25 protein-coding genes, 1 tRNA gene and 1 pseudogene are annotated in these 24339 nt (G+C 73.5%); 20 read left to right on the forward strand and 7 right to left on the reverse strand.

Annotation, left to right across the window (positions count from 1 at the left end):
- The first annotated feature begins 106 nt into the window (after positions 1-106).
- The 13 genes from ACQEUR_RS04050 to ACQEUR_RS04110 all read left to right on the forward strand — a co-directional run bounded on the left by ACQEUR_RS04050 (position 107) and on the right by ACQEUR_RS04110 (position 11204).
- Positions 107-442, forward strand: a complete 336-nt coding sequence (locus ACQEUR_RS04050; protein ID WP_433025329.1) for an ArsR/SmtB family transcription factor — start codon at positions 107-109, stop codon at positions 440-442.
- Positions 442-1080: a cation diffusion facilitator family transporter gene (locus ACQEUR_RS04055; protein WP_433025332.1), complete on the forward strand. Its 639-nt coding sequence runs from the start codon at positions 442-444 to the stop codon at positions 1078-1080. Before ACQEUR_RS04050 ends, ACQEUR_RS04055 begins: the two co-directional genes overlap by 1 nt.
- A gap of 113 nt (positions 1081-1193) precedes the next feature.
- Positions 1194-1526, forward strand: a complete 333-nt coding sequence (locus tag ACQEUR_RS04060; RefSeq protein WP_433025335.1) for a PadR family transcriptional regulator — start codon at positions 1194-1196, stop codon at positions 1524-1526.
- The gene (locus ACQEUR_RS04065; protein ID WP_433025338.1) at positions 1523-2536 is read left to right on the forward strand and encodes an HAAS signaling domain-containing protein; all 1014 of its coding nucleotides are present in this window, start codon (positions 1523-1525) and stop codon (positions 2534-2536) included. The genes ACQEUR_RS04060 and ACQEUR_RS04065 overlap by 4 nt, the downstream gene beginning before the upstream one ends.
- A gap of 208 nt (positions 2537-2744) precedes the next feature.
- The gene (locus tag ACQEUR_RS04070; RefSeq protein ID WP_433025341.1) at positions 2745-3431 is read left to right on the forward strand and encodes a dienelactone hydrolase family protein; all 687 of its coding nucleotides are present in this window, start codon (positions 2745-2747) and stop codon (positions 3429-3431) included.
- 19 nt (positions 3432-3450) lie between these two features.
- A complete protein-coding gene (locus ACQEUR_RS04075) occupies positions 3451-4191 on the forward strand; it encodes a uracil-DNA glycosylase (RefSeq protein ID WP_433025960.1) in 741 nt (246 codons plus the stop codon).
- 21 nt (positions 4192-4212) lie between these two features.
- Positions 4213-4980, forward strand: a complete 768-nt coding sequence (locus ACQEUR_RS04080; protein WP_433025344.1) for a DUF4129 domain-containing protein — start codon at positions 4213-4215, stop codon at positions 4978-4980.
- Positions 4977-5561, forward strand: coding sequence for a hypothetical protein (locus tag ACQEUR_RS04085; protein ID WP_433025347.1), 585 nt, complete (start codon positions 4977-4979; stop codon positions 5559-5561). Before ACQEUR_RS04080 ends, ACQEUR_RS04085 begins: the two co-directional genes overlap by 4 nt.
- Complete coding sequence (locus tag ACQEUR_RS04090) at positions 5558-6571, forward strand: AAA family ATPase (RefSeq protein ID WP_433025350.1); 1014 nt, start codon at positions 5558-5560, stop codon at positions 6569-6571. The genes ACQEUR_RS04085 and ACQEUR_RS04090 overlap by 4 nt, the downstream gene beginning before the upstream one ends.
- A 29-nt stretch (positions 6572-6600) precedes the next feature.
- Entirely contained in the window at positions 6601-8055 is a 1455-nt protein-coding gene (locus ACQEUR_RS04095) for a DUF58 domain-containing protein (protein ID WP_433025963.1), read from the forward strand.
- Positions 8056-8210: 155 nt separating this feature from the next.
- Positions 8211-8759 carry a hypothetical protein gene (locus ACQEUR_RS04100; RefSeq protein ID WP_433025352.1) on the forward strand — a complete coding sequence of 183 codons (549 nt, stop codon included), beginning with the start codon at positions 8211-8213 and terminating at the stop codon, positions 8757-8759.
- 112 nt (positions 8760-8871) lie between these two features.
- Positions 8872-10242, forward strand: coding sequence for an NAD(P)/FAD-dependent oxidoreductase (locus tag ACQEUR_RS04105; RefSeq protein WP_433025355.1), 1371 nt, complete (start codon positions 8872-8874; stop codon positions 10240-10242).
- Between the two features lie 221 nt (positions 10243-10463).
- The gene (locus tag ACQEUR_RS04110) at positions 10464-11204 is read left to right on the forward strand and encodes a class I SAM-dependent methyltransferase (RefSeq protein ID WP_433025358.1); all 741 of its coding nucleotides are present in this window, start codon (positions 10464-10466) and stop codon (positions 11202-11204) included.
- 46 nt (positions 11205-11250) lie between these two features.
- On the opposite strand, the gene ACQEUR_RS04115 is transcribed toward ACQEUR_RS04110, so the two are convergent.
- Positions 11251-13089, reverse strand: coding sequence for a hypothetical protein (locus tag ACQEUR_RS04115; protein WP_433025361.1), 1839 nt, complete (start codon positions 13087-13089; stop codon positions 11251-11253).
- Between the two features lie 100 nt (positions 13090-13189).
- On the opposite strand from ACQEUR_RS04115, the gene ACQEUR_RS04120 reads away from it, so the two are divergent.
- From ACQEUR_RS04120 to ACQEUR_RS04135, 4 genes are all read left to right on the forward strand, one after another.
- Positions 13190-13270, forward strand: a tRNA-Leu gene (locus ACQEUR_RS04120).
- Positions 13271-13474: 204 nt separating this feature from the next.
- Positions 13475-14290: a Bax inhibitor-1/YccA family protein gene (locus ACQEUR_RS04125; RefSeq protein ID WP_433025364.1), complete on the forward strand. Its 816-nt coding sequence runs from the start codon at positions 13475-13477 to the stop codon at positions 14288-14290.
- 195 nt (positions 14291-14485) lie between these two features.
- The gene (locus ACQEUR_RS04130; protein WP_433025367.1) at positions 14486-15241 is read left to right on the forward strand and encodes a Bax inhibitor-1/YccA family protein; all 756 of its coding nucleotides are present in this window, start codon (positions 14486-14488) and stop codon (positions 15239-15241) included.
- 88 nt (positions 15242-15329) lie between these two features.
- Positions 15330-15671, forward strand: coding sequence for a hypothetical protein (locus ACQEUR_RS04135; protein ID WP_433025370.1), 342 nt, complete (start codon positions 15330-15332; stop codon positions 15669-15671).
- Between the two features lie 37 nt (positions 15672-15708).
- On the opposite strand, the gene ACQEUR_RS04140 is transcribed toward ACQEUR_RS04135, so the two are convergent.
- From ACQEUR_RS04140 to ACQEUR_RS04150, 3 genes are all read right to left on the reverse strand, one after another.
- Complete coding sequence (locus ACQEUR_RS04140) at positions 15709-16974, reverse strand: acetyl-CoA C-acetyltransferase (RefSeq protein ID WP_433025373.1); 1266 nt, start codon at positions 16972-16974, stop codon at positions 15709-15711.
- An 85-nt stretch (positions 16975-17059) separates the two neighbouring features.
- On the reverse strand, positions 17060-17857 hold the full coding sequence (locus tag ACQEUR_RS04145; RefSeq protein WP_433025376.1) for an SGNH/GDSL hydrolase family protein: 798 nt from the start codon (positions 17855-17857) through the stop codon (positions 17060-17062).
- Between the two features lie 28 nt (positions 17858-17885).
- Positions 17886-18971 carry an SGNH/GDSL hydrolase family protein gene (locus tag ACQEUR_RS04150; RefSeq protein ID WP_433025379.1) on the reverse strand — a complete coding sequence of 362 codons (1086 nt, stop codon included), beginning with the start codon at positions 18969-18971 and terminating at the stop codon, positions 17886-17888.
- A 255-nt stretch (positions 18972-19226) separates the two neighbouring features.
- On the opposite strand from ACQEUR_RS04150, the gene ACQEUR_RS04155 reads away from it, so the two are divergent.
- Both ACQEUR_RS04155 and ACQEUR_RS04160 read left to right on the forward strand, forming a co-directional pair.
- A complete protein-coding gene (locus ACQEUR_RS04155) occupies positions 19227-19631 on the forward strand; it encodes a YkvA family protein (protein WP_433025383.1) in 405 nt (134 codons plus the stop codon).
- 149 nt (positions 19632-19780) lie between these two features.
- Positions 19781-21151, forward strand: a complete 1371-nt coding sequence (locus tag ACQEUR_RS04160; protein WP_433025386.1) for a cystathionine beta-synthase — start codon at positions 19781-19783, stop codon at positions 21149-21151.
- Between the two features lie 86 nt (positions 21152-21237).
- Here the strand turns inward: ACQEUR_RS04160 and ACQEUR_RS04165 are convergent, their stop codons facing one another.
- Positions 21238-21765 (reverse strand): N-acetyltransferase family protein, encoded by a 528-nt coding sequence (locus ACQEUR_RS04165; RefSeq protein ID WP_433025389.1) that lies wholly within the window; start codon positions 21763-21765, stop codon positions 21238-21240.
- Positions 21766-21809: 44 nt separating this feature from the next.
- Between ACQEUR_RS04165 and ACQEUR_RS04170 the strand changes: the two genes are divergently transcribed.
- Entirely contained in the window at positions 21810-22121 is a 312-nt protein-coding gene (locus tag ACQEUR_RS04170; protein WP_433025392.1) for an MmcQ/YjbR family DNA-binding protein, read from the forward strand.
- Positions 22122-22158: 37 nt separating this feature from the next.
- Here the strand turns inward: ACQEUR_RS04170 and ACQEUR_RS04175 are convergent.
- Positions 22159-23070: pseudogene (locus tag ACQEUR_RS04175) on the reverse strand (ribonuclease Z); the annotation flags it as partial.
- Positions 23071-23624: 554 nt separating this feature from the next.
- The gene (msrA, locus tag ACQEUR_RS04180; protein WP_433025395.1) at positions 23625-24287 is read right to left on the reverse strand and encodes a peptide-methionine (S)-S-oxide reductase MsrA; all 663 of its coding nucleotides are present in this window, start codon (positions 24285-24287) and stop codon (positions 23625-23627) included.
- Positions 24288-24339 lie beyond the last annotated feature (52 nt).

Genomic DNA, 24339 nt, shown 5'->3' on the forward strand with positions numbered 1-24339 from the left:
GCGGTGACGGCCATCCGCTGGTTGATCATCGACCCTGTGAACTGTGCCGGTCGGGCAACTGCGTCCATCTTCCGCTGAATTCAGCGTTCACTGTATAGTTGCCTCCGTGGAGACCCTGACCTACGCCCAGGTTCTGGCCCGGTTCGGGCACGCGCTGTCGGACCAGACCCGCGCCCGGCTGCTGCTCGCGCTGCGGGACGGGCCGGGCTACCCGGCCGAGCTGGCCGACCTGCTCGGCGTGACCCGGCAGAACCTCTCCAACCACCTGGCCTGCCTGCGCGGCTGCGGCCTCGTGGTGGCCGTACCGGAGGGACGCCGGTCCCGCTACGAGCTGGCCGACGCCCGGCTCGGGCACGCGCTGGGCGACCTGCTGGGGGTCGTGCTGACCACGGACCCCTTGGCCTGCGCCGAGAGCCGGACCGGGACCGGGGGCTGCTGCTGATGGCCGGGTCGCTGCCGCTCGCGCCGGTCGGGCCCGCGCCGGCCCGGCGGGCCGTGCTGATCCGCCGGGTACGCCTGCTGGTCGCGGGCACGATCGCGTACAACCTGGTCGAGGCGGTGGTGGCGATCGGCGCCGGTACGCTCGCCTCCTCCACCGCGCTGGTCGGGTTCGGCCTGGACTCGGTGATCGAGGTCGCCTCGGCCGCGGCGGTGGCCTGGCAGTTCGCCGGAGCCGACCCCGAGCGGCGCGAGCGGGCGGCGCTGCGGGTCATCGCGGTCTCCTTCTTCGTGCTCGCCGGGTACGTGGCGGTCGAGTCGGTACGCGCGCTGCTCGGTGCGGACCGGGCCGGGCACTCCACCGTGGGCCTGGTGTTGGCGGCCCTCTCCCTGGTGGTCATGCCGCTGCTCTCGGCCGCGCAGCGGCGGACCGGGCGGGAACTCGGTTCCGCCTCGGCGGTCGCCGACTCGAAGCAGACGCTGCTCTGCACCTACCTGTCGGCCGTGCTGCTGGTGGGGCTGGCGCTGAACTCGCTGTTCGGCTGGTGGTGGGCCGATCCGGCGGCGGCGCTGGTGATCGCCGGAGTGGCGGTGAAGGAGGGCCGGGAGGCGTGGCGCGGCGACGCCTGCGGGTGCTGCTGAGGTGTTAGGCGGGGGCCCTTCCTATACAAAAAGCGATAAGCGGGGGCCCTTCCTTACCGACACAGTGTTCTGTTCTTGACGGTACTGTGGATTGAACAGTAGTGTTTCGGCCCATGGACACGACCCAGTTGCTCAAAGGTGTGCTGGATCTCGCCGTCCTGGCCGTGCTCAAGGACGAGGACGGTTACGGATACGACATCATGCGCCGGCTACGCTCCTACGGCCTTGAAGAGATCGGCGACGCCTCCGTCTACGGCACCCTGCGCAGGCTCTTCCAGGCCGGGCTGCTGACCACCTACGTCGTGCCCAGCGAGTCGGGGCCGCACCGCAAGTACTACGCGCTCAACGCGGCCGGACGCGACCAGCTCGCCCGGTCGGGCAAGGTGTGGCGGGCATTCGCCGGCACAATGGACAGTCTGCTTGACGATAAGGGGATGGCGGCATGACCGTCGTGACTGAGCAGGAGATCGCGAGCTACGTCGGGCGGGTCCGCGCGGCGCTGGCCGACCTGCCACCGGCGGTCCGCGACGAACTGCTCGAGGAGCTGCCCGAGCACCTCGCCGAGGTGGCCGTCGAGGGGGAGGGCTCGCTCACCGAACGGCTCGGCCCGCCCGAGGCGTACGCGGTCGAGCTGCGGGCCGCCGCCGGGGTCGCCGCCCCGGCCGGGGGCGCCAACCTCGACCAGCGGATCAGCGCCGTCGTGGGCAAGGGCCGCGAACGGCTGCGGGCCGTGGACACCCGGCTCGGCCCGGTCCTCGGGTACGCCCGGCTCAGCGAGTTCCTCCGGCTGCTCCGCCCCGCCTGGTGGCTGCTCCGCGGCTACCTGGTCGCGATGCTGGTCACGGTGATGGTGACCGGCGAGCCGTTCGGGCTGCTGCCCCGGCTCGGCGGCAGCACCCTGGCCGCGTTGCTGCTGCTCGCCGCGACCGTGGCCGGCTCGGTCTGGCTCGGCCGACGCAGCGCCACGCTGGGCCGGCGACCGACCTGGGTGCTCCACCTCAGCAGCGCATTCCTGGTCATCTTCGGCCTGGTCGGCTTCTTCGACGCCGACAGCCGGGCCGCCCAGGACGGCTACGGCTACCACGAGGTCTACACCGACCAGTACTCCGGGGTGCGGGACGTCTACGTCTACGACAGCGAGGGCCGCCTGGTCGAGGGGGTGCGGCTCTTCGACCAGAACGGCGAACCGATCCGGCTGGGCGGTCCGTGGTGCGACGAGGCCCGGGAGCGGCTCGAACCCGGCGAGTCGTACGTGGACCCGATGCAGCAGCCGTATCCGTACTGCCCGCAGCACGCGCCGTTCCAACTGCGCGGGCCCGGCCCGAGCGCGACGCCGGCCGCTGTCCCGACCTCCGGGCCGGACCCGGCCGGGACTCCCATCGGTGACCCGTCGGCCAGCCCGTCGGCCGTCCCGACGAGCGAGGCACCGGCGGTGACCCCGACACCGACCAGCTGAACGGGGGCGCCCCGGGGGCGGGGCGGACGGCGACGTGGCGTACACCAGGGCAACAGGAGGTGTACGCCACGTCGCTGTTGGCTTCCGTCCCCCCGGTGGACGTGGCAGGCTACCGGCACACACCCGCGGCGCAAGACCCACCGACCATCGGATATCGGTCGGAAAAACTGTGCGACCAGCCAACGATGACTGACCGACAGGAGGACCGATGGGCGAGATGGTGAGTTACCGCAGCAACGGCGGGACCAGCGAGGGCTATTTGGCACTGCCCGCCGACGGTGCGGGCGGCCCGGCCGTCATCGTCATCCAGGAGTGGTGGGGGCTCGTCCCGCACATCACCTCGGTCGCCGAGCGGTTCGCCGAGGCCGGCTTCGTGGCCCTCGCCCCCGACCTCTACCACGGCACCTCGACCACCGAGCCGGACCACGCGGGCAAGCTCATCATGGGCCTGGCGATGGACCAGGCCGCCCGGGACATCGCCGGGGCCGCCGACTACCTCGCCGAACGGCCGGAGGTGACCGGCAAGGTCGGCTGCGTCGGCTTCTGCGCCGGCGGCAGCCTCGCGCTCTGGTCGGCGACGCTCTCCGACCGGATCGTGGCGACCGCCGGCTTCTACCCCGTACTGCCGTGGGAGCGGATGCGTCCGCAGTGGTCGAACTACGCGGGCAAGGTGGCGGCGATCCACTGCTCCGAGGAGGACGGCACCTCCGCCGCCGAGGGGGTGCAGGCCGCACAGCAGGCGATCCAGGCGGCCGGCGGCGAGTGCACCCTGCACGACTACCCCGGCACCCGGCACGCGTTCTTCAACGACGACCGGCCGGAGGTCTTCGACCAGCCGGCCGCGGCCAGCGCCTGGGCCCGTACCCTCGAACTGTTCCGGACCCGGCTTGGCTGAAACCCGTACCGCGGCGCAGGTGGTCGCCCGCGCCCGGCGGGCGACCGACCTCGCCGACCTCGACGGCGCGGTCGCCGACTGCTTCGCCTGCCCCCGCCTGGTCGCCTGGCGCGAGGAGGTCGCCCGGGTCCGTCGCGCCGCGTTCCGGGACCAGGAGTACTGGGGCCGGCCCGTGCCCGGCCTCGGCCCGGCGGACGCCCGGATCGGCATCCTCGGCCTGGCCCCCGCCGCGCACGGCGGCAACCGGACCGGCCGGATCTTCACCGGCGACCGCTCCGGCGACGTCCTCATCGCCGCCCTGCACCGGGCCGGGCTGGCCAACCAGCCCACCAGCGTGACCGCCGACGACGGGCTGGTCCTGCGGCACACCCGCATGTTCGCCGCGGTCCGCTGCGCCCCGCCGGACAACAAGCCCACCCCGGCCGAGCGGGACACCTGCGCGCCCTGGCTGCACCGCGAGATCGAACTGGTCCGGCCCACGCTGCGGGTGGTGGTCGCGCTCGGCGCCTTCGCCTGGGCGGCGTGGTGGCCGGCGCTCCGGGCCGTGTACGGCGTACCCCCGCCCACCCCGCGACCGCGATTCGGCCATGGGGCACACTGGTCCGGCGACGCCGTTCCGCAGGTCCTCGGCTGCTACCACGTCAGCCAGCAGAACACCTTTACCGGGCGGCTCACGCCAGCGATGCTGGACGAGGTGTTCGCCCGGGCCCGACGCCTGGCCGGGTTGGACGGCGTCCGCCAGGACAGTGGCGCTCGCTAGGAGGGTCGAGGGGCGGTGGCGATGACGGGCGGCCCCTCGGATCGTGCCCGCTCCGGCGACCCCCCGACCCGGTCCACCCTGACCGCCGCCCTGCTGCGCAACTGGTGGCCGCCGGTCGCCGTGGTCGGGTTGCTCGGGCTCGCCGCCCTCGCGTCCGCCAACTCCTCGCTCGGGGTCGGCCGGGTCGAACCGCCGGCCGACATCGTCCCCACCCTGCAACAGCCGGCCGCGCCCGCCGGCGTCGAGGCCACCCAGAGCGCGCCTCCGGCCGCCGCCGGTCCCCACCTGCCGGACTGGATCGCGCTGCTCGGCGCCGCGCTCTGCGGTGCCGTGGTGCTCGGGGTCGTCGTCATCCTGCTCTGGACCCTCGTCCGCGACGTGCTGCGCCGTCGGCCCACGCTGACCAGAAGGCGGCGCGGCCCGGCCCGCCCCGCCGGGCAGGCCACCGAGGAGGTGGTCGCCGCGCTCGACGCCGGACTGGTCGACCTCTCCGACACCGACGGGGACCCGCGCCGGGCGGTGATCGCCTGCTGGGTACGGCTGGAACAGGCGGCCGACGCCGCCGGGGTGGAACGGCTGCCCGGCGACACCCCGACCGACCTGGTCACCCGGCTGCTGCGCGGCGGGCGGCCGGTCAGTGCCGACGTGCTCTCCGCGTTCGCCGAGGTCTACCGGGAGGCCCGGTACGCCACCCACACCGTGGACGAGCGGATGCGCGCGCAGGCGGTCTCCGCGCTGCGCCGGCTGCGCGCCGAACTCACCGCCGAGGTCTCCGAGGTGCCCGGGTGACCTCCAGCGCCAGCATCGACGACCTGCTGCGACACGACGAGGAACCGGCCGGGCCGGTACGCCGGCGCGGCGCCCTGCGCCGGTGGCTGCCGGCCGTCTTCGGCGCGGCGGCCCTCGCCGCCGCGGTCGTCCTCGGGCTGCGCATGGTCGGCGTCGGGGTGTCCGCCCCTGCCGTCTTCGCCGGCTTCCTCGCCCTGATCCTGCTGCGCCGGGTGACCGCCCGACTGGCCCCGCCGCCGCCCGTGCGGATCCGGCTCCCCGGTGGGACGCGCGACTCCGACGAGGCGGACTACAACTGGGCCGCCCGGGACGCCCTCGGCAGCGCCGTCAACCGCTGGGAAACCAAGCTGGCCTGGTCGCAGGGGGAGCCGGAGCGGTTCGCCCGCGGGGTGCTGCCGATGCTCGGCGACCTCGCCGACGAGCGGCTGCGGCAGCGGCACGGCATCACCCGGGCCAGCGACCCGGCCCGGGCCCGGAAGCTGCTGGGCGAGCCGCTGTGGGCGCTCCTCGCCGCCCCACCCAAGCGCACACCCGCGCCGCGCGACCTCGCGGCACTCGTCGCCCCATTGGAGAAGCTATGAACGACGCGGACCAGGTCACCCCGATCGACGTCGGGAAGCTGGCCCATGCGGTGCTCGACCAGGTCGGCACGGTGGTGGTGGGCAAGCGGGACGCGCTGGAACTGGTCCTCGCCGGCATCCTGGCCGGCGGGCACGTGCTGCTGGAGGACCTGCCGGGGCTGGGCAAGACGCTGACCGCGCGCTGCTTCGCCCAGGCGCTCGGGCTGGACTTCCGCCGGCTCCAGTTCACCCCGGACCTGCTGCCCGCCGACGTCACCGGCTCGTTCCTCTACGACCAGCGCACCGCCGACTTCAGCTTCCGGGCCGGGCCGATCTTCACGAACCTGCTGCTCGCCGACGAGATCAACCGTACGCCGCCGAAGACCCAGGCGGCCCTGCTGGAGGCGATGCAGGAGAAGCAGGTCTCGGTGGAGGGCGTCACCTACCGGCTGGACCCGCCGTTCCACGTCCTCGCCACCGCCAACCCGATCGAGTACGAGGGAACGTACCCGCTGCCGGAGGCGCAACTGGACCGGTTCCTGCTCCGGGTCTCGTTCGGCTATCCGGCCCGGGACGAGGAGTGGGACGTGCTGCGCCGCCGGATGGCCCGCCGGCAGGAGGAGGCGGAACTCACGCCGGTGGTGGACGCCGCCGTACTGCGCTCGATGCAGGACGCCCTGGAGAGCGTGGTGGTCGAGGACTCGATCGGCCGCTACATCGTCGAGCTGACCGCGGCCACCCGGGAGCACGCCTCGGTGCTGGTCGGCGCCTCGCCGCGCGGCTCGCTGGGGCTGCTGCTGCTGGCCCGGGCCAAGGCCGCCCTCGCCGGCCGGGACTACGTCGTCCCGGAGGACGTCAAGGCGGTCGCGGTGCCGGTGCTGGCACACCGGATCACGCTCCGCCCGGAGATGTGGCTGCGCCGGGTGGACCCCGCGTTCGTGGTGCACGAGGTCCTGGCGCAGACCCCGGCGCCGGCCAGCGGGGCGCTGCCCAGCTACGCGGGCGGACTGACCGGGACAGCATCGGCGTGAACCCGCCCGCACCGGCCCTGCGACCGGCCGTGCCCGGCCCGCGCCGGCCGGCCGGGCAGACCGACACCGGACCCGCCGCAGAGGCCCCCGCCGAGTGGGCACCGACCCGGGCCCTCGGCCGGGCGGTGCTGCTCACCGGCCTGCTGCTGCTCGCCGGGGCGTTGCTGGGCCGGGTCGACCTGGTCGTCCTGGCCGCGCCGTTCGCCATCGGCACCGCGTACGCGCTGCGCCGCCGTCCGGTGCACCCGCCGGAGGTCGCCGTCGACGCCGAGGACACCAACCTGGTCGAGGGGGGCGCGCTGACCGGCGCGGTCACGGTCGGCAACCTGGACGAGGTCGGCTACGACCTGGTGGTGGTCCGCGCCGCCGTGTCGCCCTGGCTCCGGATCGACGACGTGCGATTCGCGCCGGACGGCGTGGACGCCGACGCTACGGCCGCCGCGCCGGCCGGGGCGGGGGAGCCGACCCCGGTACGGCCGGGGCGGCGGAACCCGCTCGACCGCCCGTACGCGCTGACCGCGCCGGCCGGCACCGCCGTGGACCTGTCACTGGCGGGCGAGTCCCTGCGCTGGGGGCGGCACTCGGTCGGACCGGCGGTGGTCCGCGCGGCCGCCTGCGACGGGTTGCTGGTCAGCCAGCCGGTGATCGGCGAACGCCGCATGGTCGCGGTCTACCCGGTCACCGAGCCGTTCGACGCCGACGAGGCGATGCCCCGGGCCGCCGGCCTGGTCGGCGGGCACCGGTCGCGGCGTCCGGGGGAGGGCGGCGAGCTGGCCGGGGTACGCATCTTCGGCCCGGGCGACCGGCTGCGCCGCATCGACTGGCGGGTCTCGTTGCGGGCCCGGCAACTGCACGTCGCCGCGATGCTCTCGGACCGGGACGCCGAGGTGGTGCTGCTGCTCGACGTGCTCGCCGAGGCGGGTCGGTCCGGCGGGATCCGGGGCAGCGCGTCGGTGCTGGACACCTGCGTCCGGTCCGCGGCGGCGATCGCCGAGCACTACCTGCACCGGGGCGACCGGGTCTCGATGCTGGAATACGGCCCGGCCGCGCGCCGGCTCCGTCCGGCCACCGGCCGCCGGCAGTACCTGACGGTGCTGGAATGGCTTCTCGACGTGCGGGTGGAGCAGTCGCCGTTCGAGCCGTACGACCACGTCTTCGGGCCGCACCTGCTCTCCTCGAACGCGCTCGTCGTGGTGCTCACCCCACTGGTCGACCAGCGGTCGGCGGCGATGCTGGCCCGGCTGGCCCGGTCCGGCCGGATCGTGGTGGCGGTGGACACGCTGCCCGCCTCGGCCACCCCGCCCGGCCGGGCGAAGTGGTCCGAGGTGGCGTACCGGCTCTGGCGGTTGGACCGGGAGAACACCATCGGCCAGCTCCGCGAGCACGGCGTGCCGGTGGTCGAGTGGGCCGGTGCCGGCAGCCTCGACCTGGTGCTGCGGGACGTGGCCCGGCTCGCCTCCGCCCCCCGCCCGGCGCTCCGGTGAGCGCGAGGAGTGAGGGAGCGCAGCGAGTGAGCCCCGCAGTCGCGAACGGAAGCGGGACCGGTGAGCGTGAGGAGTGAGGGAGCGCAGCGAGTGAGCCCCGCAGTCGCGAGCGGAAGGCCGGCCCGGTGAGCGCGAGGAGTGAGGGAGCGCAGCGAGTGAACCGGATCAGGGAGATCTACACCGCGATCGGCCGGGCGACCCTGGCGCCGCTGCTGGTGCGCTGCGCCGTCTTCCTCTGCGCGCTGCTCTCGCTCACGCTGGCGTACCCGGTCCAGGTCTTCGACGTCCGCCTGCTCGGCCTGCTGGTGGTCGCGGCGCTGTTGCCGGCGCTGGCCCCCAAGAAGTTCTGGCCGACCCTGGTGATGCTGGCCGCGGTGGCCGGCTGGGTGGTGGCGACCGGCTGGTTCGACCAGCCGATCGCGCTGTGGCGGCTGCTCGGCCTGGCCACCTTCCTCTACCTGACCCACAGCCTCGCGGCGCTGGCCGCCCTGCTCTCGCACGACGTGGTGGTCTCGCCGGAGGTGCTCGCCCGGTGGATCTCCCGGGCCCTGGCCGTCTGCCTCGGCTCGGCGGTGCTGGCGGTGCCGCTGCTCGCCCTCGACGGGCGGTGGGACGGCGCGGGTTCCGGCCTGGCGCTGCTGGCCGGCCTCGCGCTGGCCGTGTTCGCCGCCGGGCTGCTCGGCTGGCTGCTGCGGCGCCGGTGACCGCCGGCCTCCGGGCCGACGTCAAAGGGGTAACGCGGGTCACTTGGCGTCGTCGCTCACAAAAGGGGCATCTGTCGAGTGTCAAGGCCCCGGCGGGGGAAAGATGGGAGGCGTGAAACCGCAGCGGATCCTTGTGGTGGGTGCCGGACACGTCGGGTTGTACGCGGCCCTGCGCCTGTCGAAGAAGCTCCGGTCGCGGGAGGCCGAGGTCATCGTGGTCGACCCGCAGCCGCACATGACCTATCAGCCGTTCCTGCCCGAGGCGGCGGCCGGCAACATCTCCCCCCGGCACTCCGTCGTGCCGCTGCGGCGCGAGTTGCGCCGCTGCCAGATCGTCTCCGGCACGGTCACCCGGATCGAGCACGCCCGGAAGACCGCCACCGTGCAGCCGATCATCGGCCCACCCCGGGAGATCGGGTACGACCACGTGATCGTGGCGCCGGGCTCGGTCTCCCGTACCCTGCCGATCCCCGGGCTGCGCGAGAACGGCATCGGCTTCAAGACCATCGGCGAGGCGATCTACCTGCGCAACCACGTGCTGGACCGGCTCGACGTGGCGGCCGCCACGACCGACCCGGAGACCCGGCGCTGCGCGCTGACCTTCGTCTTCGTCGGCGGCGGGTACGCCGGCATCGAGGCGCTCGCCGAGATGGAGGACATGGCCCGGGACGCCCTGAAGTACTACCCGGAGCTGAAGCCGGAGGACATGCGCTGGGTGCTGGTCGAGGCGACCCAGCGGGTGCTGCCCGAGGTCGACCGGGACATGGGCGCGTACACCGTGGCGCAGCTGCTCAAGCGCGACATGGACATCCGGCTCGACACCCGGCTGGAATCCTGCGTCGACGGCCTGGTCCGGCTCTCCGACGGGGACAGCTTCCGGGCCGACACCATCGTCTGGACGGCCGGGGTGAAGCCGTCGCCGATGCTGGAGCAGACCGACCTGCCCCGGGACAACCGGGGCCGGATCAGCTGCCTGCCGACCCTCCAGGTGGTCGACGGCGACCGGATCGTCGAGGGCGCCTGGAGTGCCGGTGACTGCGCCGCCGTACCGGACCTGACCAAGCCGCCCGGCGAGTACTGCTCGCCCAGCGCCCAGCACGCGGTGCGCCAGGCGGCCCTGATGGCCGACAACATCCGCGCGGTGATCCGGGGCGGCACGCCGGTGGACTACAAGCACAAGCACGCCGGCAGCGTGGCGAGCCTGGGCCTGCACAAGGGCGTCGCGCAGGTCTACGGCATCAAGCTCAAGGGGTTGCCGGCCTGGTTCATGCACCGGACGTACCACATGAGCCGGATCCCGTCGCTCAACCGCAAGGTACGGGTGGTCGTCGACTGGTCGCTCGCCTTCTTCCTCCGCCGGGAGGTCGTCGCGCTGGGCCAGCTCCACGACCCCCGGGAGGAGTTCGTGGAGGCGGCGGCGCCGGCCGGTGGCGACACCCGGCCGACGGCCGGTACCCGGGCCGGGGTTGACTCCCGGGTCTGAGCGAGCCCACTTCCGCCTGTGCCGGGGGACGGTCTTCGGACCGTCCCCCGGTCCCGTCCCCGCCGCCTTCGGGTAGCCGGGTCCGCGACGGCATGGTTATCCTGTCCCGGCCTTGGTATGCGATGACGAGGAGTCGATATGCCCCCCAGTCGAGTCGTCAGCGCCCAGGAGGGATCAGTTGCCCCGGCGGTCGCCGCCCGGCCAACCACGGGTCCGTCGGCGTGAGCGCCCCCGGAGACCTGCGCGCGCCCGCGACGCTCGCCGAATCCACCGTCCTGCAGTCGGCGGTGCTGGAAGACCTGCGGTCGGCCGTCAACCACAACCGGTGGCTCATCTCGTTGACCGAGCCGTGGCTCGGCGACGACCCGCTGGAGATCGGCTCCGGGCTCGGTGAGGCCGCCGCGCTCTGGGCGGAGGCCGGCCGTTCGGTGACCGCCTCCGAGGCCGACCCCGGCCGGCTGGCCCAGCTGGCGGAGCGGTTCGCCGGCCATCCCCGGGTCCGGGTGCGGGAACTCGCCGTCCCGATCCGGGAGAGCGCCGACTACTCCGCGGTGGTCGCGCTCAACGTCCTGGAGCACATCGAGGACGACGTGGAGGCGCTGCGCGACTTCGCCCGGCTGGTCCGGCCGGGCGGGCGGATCGTGCTCGTCGTCCCGGCGTTCGAGCAGGCGATGAGCAACTTCGACCGGAGGATCGGGCACTTCCGGCGGTACCGGGTCCCCACCATGGAGGCGACGCTGCGCCGGGCCGGCCTGCGCCCGGTCAAGGTGCACTACGTCAACTCGATCGGGCTGCTCGGCTGGATGCTGCTGGTCAAGGCGATGGACGGGCTGCCCCGGGAGGGCGTGCCGCTGAAGATCTACGACCGGTTCTGCGTGCCGGTGCTGCGCCGGGTGGAGGGCCGGATCCGGGTACCGTTCGGGCAGTCCGTCCTCGCCGTCGCGGAGACCCCGGAGCACTGACCGCCCGGCGCCGGCCCGCATCGGCGGACCAGCGGCCGTCCGGCGTTCAGAACCGCCAGATCCACGCGTCGGCGACCTCGGTCGCCGGGCCGTAGAGCCCCTCCAACGTCTGGCGCAGCGCCGGCGCGTTCGGCTGCGAGTGCGCCAGCACCACGCAGGAGGCGCCCCAGAACGCCACGTCCCGGGTGGCCTGCTCGCGGTGCGCCTCGGTGAGAGCCGGCGCCTGGCCGGACGTGGCGACCTCGCTGAGCAGCGCCGAGGTGGGCTGCTTGTAGGTGCCCAACGACGCCTGCCCGCCGGCCGCGTACGGCGCGATGAAGAAGCCCTCCGGCAACCGGAACCCGGCGTTCGCGGCGGCGGCCCAGCGCATCGGGTCCGGCTCCTGCGGGGTGGGCAGCGGCACCGGCACCAGCACCCCGTCGGAGGGCACGCAGTCGCGCCAGTGGCCGGCGGAGATGAACGTCGGCACCGGCGGGCGGTCCATCGTCGGCAGCGGGGTGGGCGCGATCGGGATCAGCGCGGCGGCCACCCCGACCGGCACCATGAACCGGGCCGTGCCCGCCTCCGACTCGCGGGCCCGGTCCAGCGCCAGCACCAGCAGGGTGGCGATGAGGGGTACGAGCACCAGGGCGAACCGCATCGGCAGCGCCCCCTCGATGACCGGCTTCTCCCGCAGCAGCGAGTACGGCGCCCAGGTGTCGGTCCGGACGCCGTCCACCAGCAGCCGGGGGCCGAGCGAGAGCCAAGCGCAGACCAGCCCGGTGAGAACCATCGCGACGACCAGCGGGCGCCGGCCCAGCCACCAGACGAACCCGACCGCGACCAGCAGCAGCGGCAGGCCGAGGAACGTGTTGTACTCCGCCGGGCCGGTGCTCAGCCGGGCGGCGTCGGCCGAGCCGAACAGGGAGAGCGGCGAGATCGCCGGGTAGCTGGCCAGGTCGGCCGAGAAGTGGTCGGGGCTGAACACCCCGTTCGGGACGCTCTGCGGGCCGTAGAACTGCACCCAGAGCGGGTACGCCAGCGCGACGGCGGCCAGGGCCGCGCTGACCAGCAGGCCGAGGAGGAACCGGGGCAGTACCCGCCAGACGTACCGGGGTGCGGAGACGGCGTAGCCGACGGTCATCAGGGCGAGCGCCGCCGCGGTCAGGAACAGCACCTCCTCGCCGACGAAGACCTGGGCGGTGACCAGGGCGGCGAGCAGCACGGCCAGGCCGAGCAGCCGGCGGTTGGCGGGCGTGCCGCCGTCCGGCCGCTCCGGGTCGGCGAGCTGGACCATCCGGACCACGCACCAGACCAGCGCCGGAACCAGCCACTGCGCCGTCATGTGCGGGTGGCTGTTGGACTGGGAGATCATGCCGGGGGCGAAGCCGCAGAACGCCGCCCCGACGAGCGCCGATGCCCGGTGCGCGCGGAGCGTACGGGTGTAGAGGAGGTACCAGCCGATCGCGGTGGCCGCCAGGTTGCCGGCGATGAGTACGGCGAACGTGGTGGCGGCGCCGAACAGCAGGGTGACCGGTGCCAGCAGCAGACCCGGCACGATCATCGTGGCGTTGGTCATCAGGTTGAAGCCGTCCGGCGCGTTGAGCCGGTCGCTGACCAGGGCGAAGTCGCCCAGCAGCATGCGGGCGTCGTTCGCCATGAACCACTCGATGAGGATCTGGTCCTCGGGGTTGAGCGCGAGGGTCCGGGTCGCCGGGTCCAGCCACAGCCCGAAGCTGAGCCAGCCGGCCACGAGCGTGAGGAGCAGGCAGGCGGCCAGGTCCCACCGGTGGCGGCGGAGGGCTCCGGTCCACCGGGCCGTCCGGGTCGGCGGCCGGTCGGCGTCGCTGGCCGGAGTGGCCGGGTCGGCGGCGGCGTCCTGGGCCGCGCGGGCTGTGCTGGTCACGACGTCGACCCTAGTGCCGATCAGGCGACGGGGTGCGCCCGGTGGGCGGGGATTCGCTACCGTGGCAGGCACCGGCACCGATGGTGTCGGGTGCCGCCCTGCCCGGGTGGTGGAAAGGCAGACACGGCCGCCTTAAAAGCGGCTGCCGCAAGGCGTGCGGGTTCGACCCCCGCCCCGGGCACCCGCTTCGCACGCCCGCCGCCCGCGCCCGCGTGTCCGGCGGCCCCCCGGCGGCCCCCTGGCGGCCCGTTCGTCCGGGTCTTTCCGGCCCGTCAGCCCGACCCTCCGGCGTGGTTGGTGACGTGGATCTCCACAACATCGCCGGCGACCATTACCCTGGAAGGGCACGGTCACCGTGCACCGATCCTCCAGGGAGGCTTGAGAAGTGAAGACGTCAAACCCGGTGCTGGCCCGACTCGGCCAGGCGGCCGAGCGGGAACGGGCCGCCGGGTACGCTCCGGCCGGCGCGTACGGGCAGCCCGAGTACGGGCAGGCGTACCCGACGGCTGGAGGCTATCCGGCAGCGCCGCCCACCGTACAGCCCATGTCCATCGACGACGTTGTCGTCAAGACGGTCACCCTGCTCGGCATCACCGGCGCGTCCGCCGCGGCGGCCTGGGTGCTGGTGCCGGACGCGCTCGCCGGCGCGGCCTGGATCGGCGCAGCCGTGGTGGGGCTCGTCCTCGGCCTGGTCATCTCCTTCTCCCGGATGGCGAATCCGGCGCTCATCGTGACGTACGCCCTCGTCGAGGGTGTCTTCGTCGGCATGGTGAGCAAGTTCTTCGAGTCGTTCTACAACGGCATCGTCCTGCAGGCCGTGGTCGCCACCTTCGGGGTCTTCTTCCTGATGGCCGGCCTCTACAAGATGAAGGCGATCCGGGCCACCCGGAAGTTCGTCCGCGGTGTCATCGCGGCGATGGTCGGCGTCTTCGCGGTCATGCTGATCAACCTGGTGCTGTCGCTCTTCGGCTTCAACACCGGGTTGCGGGACGGTGGAGCGCTGGCGATCGGCTTCAGCCTGATCTGCATCGTGATCGCGTCGCTCAGCTTCATCCTCAGCTTCCACGAGGTCGAAGAGGGCGTCCGGATGGGCCTGCCGCAGCGCTACTCCTGGGTCGCCGCGTTCGGCATCCTGGTCAGCCTGATCTGGCTCTACATCGAGATCCTTCGCCTGCTGAGCTACTTCCAGGGCGACGACTGACGGCACCGCCCGTCGAGTTGATCGGACCGACGCCCGCCCCGCTTCCCGGGGCGGGCGTCGTCGTTTCTCCGGCCGGCTCCTCGATCAGCCACTACGCTGAAACCGACATTTCGCCGCACGCCGGTCGTGAGCTGGTCGCGCGGCGGCGGCGGTCACGGCGGCCGGCCGGTGATGGCGATTGGCGGGGGAGTGGGCATGGAGAGCTCGAACCCCGTGCTGACCCGGCTCGACGAGACCGCCCGGGTCCAGCGGCGGGTCCTCGGCACCGCGCCCGCCACCGAGATGACCATCGACGACGTGGTGGTCCGTACCGTCGGGTTGCTGATCCTGACCGGCGCGACCGCCGCGGTCTCCTGGGTCACGCTGCGCGGCGACTGGGTCGGCGTCGCCGCCGTCGGCACCGCCCTGGCCGGGCTGGTGCTGGCCCTGGTGATCTCGATCCGCCGGATCACCAACCCCCTGGTCATCGGCCTCTACGCGGTGCTACAGGGCGGCCTGCTCGGCGTCGCCAGCCGGGGCTTCGAGATGGTCTACCCCGGCATCGTGCTACAGGCCGTGGCCGGCACCTTCGGCGTCTTCCTCGGCATGGCCGTGCTCTACGGCCTGCGGGTGCTCCGGGCCACCCCGCGGTTCGCCCGGCTGGTCGTCGGAGCGCTGATCGGCATCGTGGCGCTGAGCCTGGTCAACTTTGTCATCTACCTGGTCAGCGGCCGGGAGACCCTGGAGATCTACAGCACCACCAGCCAGGTCGGCTGGCTGCCGTACGTCTTCGCGCTGGTCGCCATCACGGTCGGCGCGCTCACCTTCGTCCTCGACTTCGACCTGATCGAACGCGGGGCCCGGGACGGCCTGCCGACCCGCTTCGCCTGGTACTGCGCCTTCGGGCTACTGGTCGGGCTGATCTTCCTCTACTGGCAGATCCTCCGGCTGATCAGCTACATCCGGCGCTGACCGGCTCCGCACCCCGGACGCGGTCGACCACCTCCGAGGACCGGATCGGGCCGGGGCGGGCGGATGCGCGGCCGTAGAATCTGCCCCGATGAAGCCAGCCGAGCCGACCCGACCGGCCGACGCCCTCGCCCGCCAGGTCGAACTGCTCACCAACCAGGTGGGCCACTGGACTCCGCAACGCTGGGCGGCACCGGCCGCCGCCGGCAACACCGCCCGGTCCGACCTGGTGCACCGCCTCGTCCAGGTCCTGGCCAACCTGGCCGCCGACGCGACCGCGGAGCCGCGCCGGGGCGTACCCCGGCTGGAGAACGACCTGGTCCTGCCCGACCAGTTGCGGGTGGTGGCCGGGGACCTGGTCGGCGCGGATCCGCCGGCGCCGGTCCTGACCCGGGCGACCGCCGAGGTGGCGGCGACCCGGCAGGCCCTCTGACCCACCGGCGACCCGGCTCAACCGGCCGGGCGGGTCCTCAGCTCAGCCGCTCCAGCACCATCGCCATGCCCTGGCCGCCGCCGACGCACATGGTCTCCAGCCCCACGCTCCGGTCGTGCCAGTCCAGGGCGTTCAGCAACGTGCCGGTGATCCGGGCCCCGCTCATCCCGAAAGGGTGACCGACGGCGATCGCGCCGCCGGCGACGTTGAGCTTCTCCAGCGGGATGCCGAGCTGCCGGTACGACGGGATGACCTGCGCCGCGAACGCCTCGTTGATCTCGACCAGGTCGACGTCGTCGATCGTCATGCCGGCGCGCCGCAGCGCCTGCCGGGACGCCTCCACCGGACCGAGCCCCATGATCTCCGGCGAGAGCGCGGTCACCCCGGTCGAGACGATCCGGGCCAGCGGGGTGATGCCGAGCTCGCGGGCGCGCTCGGCACTCATCACGACCACCGCCGCCGCACCGTCGTTGAGCGGGCAGCAGTTGCCGGCGGTGACCCGGCCGTCGGGGCGGAACACCGGCTTGAGCCCGGCCACCGCCTCCAGCGTCACCCCCGCCCGGGGCCCGTCGTCGGTCTCGACCACGGCACCGGAGGGCACCGTGACCGGGGTGATCTCCCGGGCCCAGAAGCCGTCCGCGATCGCCTTCTCCGCCAGGTTCTGGCTGCGTACCCCGAACTCGTCCATGTCGGCCCGGCTGACGTCGTACGCCTGGGCGAGGTTCTCCGCGGTCTGGCCCATGGTCAGGTAGATGTCCGGCAGCTCGCCGTCGAGCCGCGGGTCGTGCCAGGTCGCGGCGCCACCCTCGGCCCGCGTCGCCGAGCGGGCCCGCGCCGCGTCGAACCGGGGGTTCTGCCACCCGCCCCCGACCAGTTCCTGCGCCTGCGGCGGCAGCCCGTCGGAGTTGCCCCGGGCGTAGCGGGAGACGCACTCCACCCCGGCGGAGACGAAGACGTCGCCCTCGCCGGCCCGGATCGCGTGGAACGCCATCCGGGTGGTCTGCAACGACGAGGCGCAGTACCGGGTGAGCGTGGCACCGGGGACGGTGTCCAGGCCGAGCAGCGTGCCGACCACCCGCGCCATGTTGAAGCCCTGCTCGCCGCCGGGCAGCCCGCAGCCCAGATAGAGATCGTCGATCTCCGTCGGGTCGAGCTGGGGCACCTTGTCGAGCGCGGCCCGCACGATCGTCGCGGCCAGGTCGTCCGGGCGTACCTCGCGGAGGGAACCCTTGTGCGCCCGCCCGATCGGGGAGCGTGCGGTGGCGACGATGACGGCGTCGCGGGGAGAGAGCGCGGTCGACATGAACCAACGTTAACCCACCGCCGCCGGACGTCCCCCGGCGCCGGACGCGCCGGCCGTGCGGGCCGGGTCAGCCGCGCCGGCCGGGTCAGCCGTGCCGGGTCGCCGCCGCCGCGGTCGCCACCGCCGGCAGCAGCGCGTGCGCCCAGACCCGGTAGCCGTCCGCGGAGGGGTGGTAGCCGTCGTGACAGAGCGTCCCGGCATCGGCCCGGAACACCGGCCCGGTCTCGGCGGCCAGGTCGACCACGGCGCCGCCCGCCTCCAGCACCGCGTCCGCCTGGGCCCGCGCGGTCAACCGGCCGACATACCCTACGAGTTGCCGCAGCGGCGGCGCGATCGCCCGGACCGCCCCGAGATCCGGGCAGGTGCCGACGACCACCCGGACACCGGCGGCGCGCAGCCGGCGTACCGCCGCGCCGAGATGGGCCGCCGCGTCACCCGGCCGGCGCAGCCCGGTCGCGTCGTTGGCGCCGACCAGGATCACCGCCACGTCCGGGTGTTCGCCGAGCAGCGCCCGGGCCACCTGGGTGGCGAGATCGGTGGAACGCGAGCCGGAAACCCCGACGCTGGAGAGCCGGACCTGCCGCCCGCCACCCGGGGTCCCGACCCCCTCGGCGAGCAGCCGGGCGAGCTGGCCGCCGACCGTGTCGCCGACCCGGTCCACCCCGACGCCGAGAGCCGCCGAGTCACCGAGCAGGACCAGCCGCAGCAGCGGCGCGTCGACCCGGCCCACGGTGGAGCGCAGGGCCAGCCCCAGCTCCGGCTCGGCGTACCGGCGGGTGCGGGCCAGCACCGCCTCACCGGCGAGCAGCACCACCCCGCCGACCGCGCTCGCGACCAGCGCGAACGTACCGGCCCTGACGATCCGTCCCGATGTGCCCGTCACCCCGGCACCCCACTCGTCGCTCGTCGCGTCATGCCCGATCCTCTACCGTGGACGGCCTCGTTGTCACCCCGTCCAGCGGTGCCGTCCCGAGGACCCCCTCTGCCTCCCCGGAGCGGGGATGGCCGAACCGTGGCCGGCGGCGGCGCAGCTGCGCCCACCGCCCGCCCGGGCCCCGGTCCCGGCCACCGACCCGGACACCCCGGACCTCCGTACCCGCGTGCCGGGCCGCCTCGTACGCCGCCGCTGGAAGAGACCGTACGCCCGCGGCGCCGAGCGGGGCGGTGCGCCGCTCCGCCCCCGAGCCGAGCGCGGCCAGTACGGTCGGCAGCAGCGCGGCGGCCGCGATCGCGTACCCCTCGGCGGAGGGGTGGAAGTGGTCCCACGCGAACATCCGGGTCGGCTCGGCGGCGAACCGGGGACCGAGCAGATCGCCGAGGGAGACCGTCCAGCCGCCCGCCTCCACCACGGCCATCGTCTGCGCGGCGGCCATCTGCCGGCTCCACTGCCGGGCCAGCCAGCGCAGCGGCGGCTTGATCGGCTGGATGGCGCCCAGGTCGGGGCAGGTGCCGACGACCACCTCGGCGCCGGCGGCCCGCAACCGTCGTACCGCTTCCACCAGGTGGCGTACCGCGACCGCCGGCGGGGTCCGGTTCGTCACGTCGTTGCCGCCGATCAGGATCACCGCCACGTCGGGCCGCCGCTCCACGGCCGCGTCGACCTGCGGGCGCAGTCCCGAGGAGAGGCAGCCGACCACGGCGTACCGGTACAGCCGGACCGGTCGGCGCAGCCGCCGGGAGGTGCCGGTGGCGAGCAGCGCCCCGGGCGTCTCCCGGGGCCGGTGCACCCCGTAGCCGGCGGCGGAGGAGTCCCCCAGCACCACCATGGTGATCGGCTCGCCCGGGAACTTGGCGCCGTAGATGCCGTCCCCGCGCGGCGGCGGCGCCTCGGCCAGCGGGATCACCCGGCGTGCCGCCCGAGCCTGCCCGACGAGCAGCGCGGTCGCGGCGGCACTGCTCATCGCGGTGAGGCCCACACCCAGGGCGGCGAGCTTCGCGACCCGGCGGGCCACCCGCCACGACGTTCGCTTCCGCACCCTCGAACCGGCCGGACTCATCAAGGCCCCCCGCCCATCCTGTCCATCCCCGCGACCTTTGAGATTATCTCGGCGGTCGCGGCCGCGCTGTCGGCGTCCTGCCTCTCGGCCGAACAGCCGCCCACCCGGGCCGCTCCCGCGCCGGTCACACCCCCGATCCGGGCCGTCCGCCGGCCGCCGACCGTCAACTTGCCGTCGATGAGGCATCGGTCGGGCGTCCACGGGGCAATAGGTTGCGGACGGATGCATCATGGGGGCGAAGAGGGAGGGGCGGAAATGGCAACCAAAACACTCAGGCGGGCCGCGGCCTTCAAGTCGCTGGCCCGGGCGTTGACGTCCGGCGCCCGGGGTGGGCCGTCACTGGGCAGGCGGCTGGCCGCGCTGCCCCGGATGATCCGGGCGACCATCCGGGGCGACTACGACGCCGGTCTGCGGCTGACGCTGATGACCGCCGCGACCGCCTACATACTGTCACCGGTCGACGTGGTGCCCGAGCTCATGCTGGCCGTCTTCGGCCTCGCCGACGACGCGCTGATGGTGGCCTGGCTGGCCGGCAGCGTCCTCTCCGAGACCGAGCGCTTCCTCGAATGGGAGTCCCGCCGGGACTCCGTGATCCCCGGCGACGTGCTGGACGGCGATCCCGCCCGGGCGACGGGCCGGGCCCGGGCGCCGCGACGCTGAGCTGACGATCCCCGCCCACCTGCCCGTCCGTCGACACGTAGGCTGGCGCTGGACATCGGATCCTTCGCCCGGCCGCACGCCACCAGCACCGACCTGTGCCCCGGCCCGCGCCGTCCGGCCGGCGAGCAGTCTCGAAAGGGCACAGCGACGTGCGCTACTACGACAACGTCGTCGAAATGATCGGCGACACCCCGCTGGTACGGCTCCGCAACGTGACCGCCGGCATCTCGGCGACCGTGCTCGCCAAGGTGGAGTACTTCAACCCCGGCGGTTCGGTCAAGGACCGGATCGCGCTGCGGATGGTCGAGGAGGCGGAGTCGGCGGGGCTGCTCAAACCGGGCGGCACGATCGTCGAGCCGACCAGCGGCAACACCGGCGTCGGCCTGGCGCTGGTGGCCCAGCTCAAGGGCTACCGCTGCGTCTTCGTCTGCCCGGACAAGGTCAGCGAGGACAAGCAGCACGTGCTGCGGGCGTACGGGGCCGAGGTGGTGGTCTGCCCCACCGCCGTCGCCCCGGAGGACCCCCGCTCGTACTACAACGTCTCCGACCGGCTGACCCGGGAGATCCCGGGCGCCTGGAAGCCCAACCAGTACGCCAACCCGGCGAACCCGCGTTCGCACTACGAGACGACCGGCCCGGAGCTGTGGGAGCAGACCTCCGGCCGGATCACCCACTTCGTCACCGGGGTGGGCACCGGGGGCACCGTCTCCGGCACCGGCCGCTACCTCAAGGAGGTCTCCGGCGGGGCGGTACGGATCATCGGTGCCGACCCGGAGGGTTCGGTCTACTCCGGCGGGAGCGGCCGGCCGTACCTGGTCGAGGGGGTCGGCGAGGACTTCTGGCCGGAGACGTACGACCGGACGATCTGCGACGAGATCGTGGAGGTCTCCGACAAGTCGTCGTTCGAGCTGACCCGGCGGCTGGCCCGGGAGGAGGGGCTGCTGGTCGGCGGCTCCTGCGGGATGGCCGTGGTGGCCGCCCTGGAGGTGGCCCGCCGGGCCGGGCCGGACGACGTGATCGTGGTGCTGCTGCCGGACGGCGGGCGCGGCTACCTCTCGAAGATCTTCAACGACGACTGGATGGCCCGGTACGGCTTCATGGCCACCAGCGCGACCGGGGCGACCGTCGCCGACGCGCTCGGCAGCAAGCCGGGTGCGATCCCGGAGCTGATCCACGTCCACCCGACCGAGACGGTCCGGGACGCGATCGACTACATGCGGGAGTACGCCGTCTCGCAGCTTCCGGTGCTCAAGGCCGAGCCGCCGGTGGTGACCGGCGAGGTGGCCGGCTCGATCGCCGAACGGGACCTGCTCGACGCGCTCTTCACCGGGCAGGCCCATCTGCACGACACCATCGAGCGGCACATGGGGCCGCCGCTGCCGATGATCGGCGGCGGGCAGCCGGTCAGCGAGGCGGTCGGTCTGCTGGAGAAGTCCGACGCCGCGCTGGTGCTGGTGGACGGCAAGCCGAAGGGTGTGCTCACCCGGCAGGACCTGCTCGCCCACCTCGGCGCCCGCTGAGGGGCGGCGCGATCGGTGTTAGGAGGGGGCCCTTCCTATCGCTTTTTGTATAGGAAGGGCCCCCTCCTAACACCCGGGGCCGGCGGCTACGGCACGGGTCGGACGTATCGCACCTGCCAGGTCGGGGCGGGGCCGATGTCGCCCTCCCGCTCGACGCCGTCCGGCCGCCAGCCACCCCGGGCGTAGAAGTCCCGGGCGTGCGTGTTCTGCGCCAGCACCCAGAGCACGGCCCGGCGCCAGCCCCGGAGCCGGAACGTCGCCAGGGCGTCGACCATCAACGCCCGGCCGGTACCGCGACCCTGCTCGGCCGGATCGAGGTGGATCGCGTACAGCTCGCCGACGTCGGGACCGGCCGAGTCGGGCTCCTCCGGGTCGTGCGGGCCCACATAGCTGAAGCCGACCAGCCGGCCGTCGCGTTCGGCGACCGTCAGCAGGTGGCTGTCCCGCTCCCACGACCAGCGTTCGGTCCAGTACTCGCCCATCGTCTCGGCCGAGACCGCGGCCAGCGCCTCGGCGGGCAGGAAGTCCCGGTACGCCGCCGAGCGCGAGCGCTGGTGCAGGGCGCCGATCGCCCTCAGGTCGCCGGCGACCGCCGGGCGCAACATCAACGTCATCCGTCGAGCGTAGTAACCTGGTCGATATGGTCACCTGGGACAGAGTGTGTGATCTGGTGTCGGTGCTACCCGAGGTGGAACAGGGCATCTCATACGGGACTCCCGCCTGCAAGATCCGCGGGAAGCTCTTCGTCCGGCTGCTGGAGGACGGCGAGCGGATCGCGATCTTCACCCACGAGCGGGAGGCGCTGGTCGCGGCGGCTCCGCAGACCTACACCGTGCCGCCGCACTACCTGAACTATCCGATGGTGGTGGTCGCGCTGGACACCGCGGACCCGGTCGAACTGAGCGAACTGCTCGCCGAGTCGTGGCGGATCAGGGCCCCCAAGCGCCTGGCGTCGGCCCTTCCCCGCTGACCGTCGCCGGTGCCGCCGGTGCCGCCGGCCCGTCCGGTCGACGGCTCGGCACCGGCACCCGCGACAGGTCCTGCGCCACCACGAGATCGCCGTCGAAGTGCGCGCGGGCCTCGTCGGCGAACCGTTCCGTCACGCCGTACCGCTGGGAGAAGTGGGTGAGCACGAGCCGGCGTACCCCCGACTCGGCGGCCACCCGGGCGGCCTGGGCCGCCGTGAGGTGCCCGACCTCGGCGGCCAGCGCGGCGTCCTCGGACAGGAAGGTCGACTCGATCACCAGCAGGTCGGCCCGGTCGGCCAGTTCGAAGACCTCGTCGCAGAGCCCGGTGTCCATCACGAAGCCGAACCGCTGCCCCGGGCGGGGTGCGCTGACCGCCGCCAGCGGGACCCGGCGCCCGTCGACGTCGGCGTGGCCGGTGCGGATCAGCTCGCCGACGGCCGGCCCACGGATGCCGTACGCGGCCAGCCGGTCGGGCAGCATCCGGCGCTCGTCCGGCTCCACCAACCGATAGCCGTACGTCTCCACGGGGTGCCGCAGCCGGCGGGCCTCCAGCCGGCCGGCGGTGGTCTCGAAGCCCTGCCCGTCGCCGGTCACCGGCAGTTCCCGCAGTTCGGCGGTCTCGTGGAACGAGCTGGCGTGCCGCAACCGGGCGAAGTAGTGGGCGCCGCCGGCGGGGAAGTGCGCCTCGACGGGGCACGCGACCCGGTCCAGCGACAGCCGCTGGACCACGCCGGGCAGGCCCAGGCAGTGGTCGCCGTGGAAGTGGGTGACGCAGATCCGGGTCAGGTCGCCGGTCGCGATGCCGGCGTGCAGCATCTGCCGCTGGGTGCCCTCGCCGGGGTCGAAGAGGATCACCTCGCGGTCCCAGCGCAGCAGGTAGCCGTTGTGGTTGCGGTGCCGGGTGGGCACCTGGCTGGCCGTGCCCAGCACGGTCAGCTCGCGTACCGACACGGCGCGTCCTTCCGGGCGGGATCTGCCGGGGGGTGTTGAGCTGTGGGAATGGTCGACCCCCGGGGTCCACATGACCATCGTCATGCGGCCGCCGGCTGGACTGGGCCGGCGCCCCGGGGGTCGGGTGGCTGCCGTGGATTCGCCGTTACCGCTGCCACACGGTCTCGACGCTGTACACAAGCCCCGCTCCGGAGAGCGGGAACCGAGCTGTCAAGGACAGCGGCTAGCGGACAGCCACCTCACGAGTCCCATTGCTATACAAAGCTCGGACCACCTCCCTTCCCGTGTACGGCCACGCTATCCAGTCGTGCTCCGCCCCGGCAACGTTTTTTGCTCACACCCCGCCCACCCCACCCCCACCATCGCGATGATCAGGGGATGGTTCGCGCGTGTCGTCGGCGTGTCGGGTGCGCAGCTCCCTGATCACCGCGATCTTGCCCCGGCGGCAGGGCGCGGCGAGGACGCGGCTGGGGGCGCGGCAGGGGGCGCACGACGAGCCGCGCCGGGGGATCCCCAGCGCGGCAGCGGTGCGTCCTCGTCGTGTCCGGTGCGGGCTACGCCCCGGTGCGGGCCACGCCGACCGGGCAGGTCATCCCGTTCGGGCCGTGGTTGCAGTAGCCGCCCGGGTTCTTCGTCGGCGCCAGGTACTGCTGGTGGTAGTCCTCGGCGTAGTAGTACTCGCCGAGCTTGCCGATCTCGGTGGTGATCTCACCGCGGCCGGCCGCCGCCACGATCGGCGCGAACGCCTCCCGGGAGGCCTCGGCCGTCGCCAGCTGCTCGTCGTCGGTGACGTAGATCGTCGAACGGTACTGGGTGCCCACGTCGTTGCCCTGGCGCATGCCCTGGGTCGGGTCGTGGTTCTCCCAGAAGACCTTCAGCAGATCCGCGAAGCCGATCTTCGAGGGGTCGTAGACCACCTGCACCACCTCGGCATGGCCGGTGCCGCCGGAGCAGACCTCCTCGTACGTCGGGTTCGGGGTGTAACCGCCCGCGTAACCCGCCGAGGTGGAAATCACCCCCGGCAGGGTCCAGAACAGGCGCTCCGCGCCCCAGAAACAGCCCATGCCGAAGACGGCGACCTTCGTCCCCTCGGGCCACGGGCCCTTCAACGGGGCCCCGAGCACCTCGTGCCGGTCGGAAACCGGCATCGCGAGTGGCCGGCCGGGCAGCGCCTGGTCGGGGGCGGGCAGCTCGGCCTTCATACGCCGTAGGAACACGGTGGGACTCCTCTCGTACCTCTGCCGGGTGTAACGCGGCACGGCAACAGAT

This window comes from Plantactinospora sp. CA-290183, assembly GCF_050936375.1.
GTDB lineage: Bacteria > Actinomycetota > Actinomycetes > Mycobacteriales > Micromonosporaceae > Plantactinospora.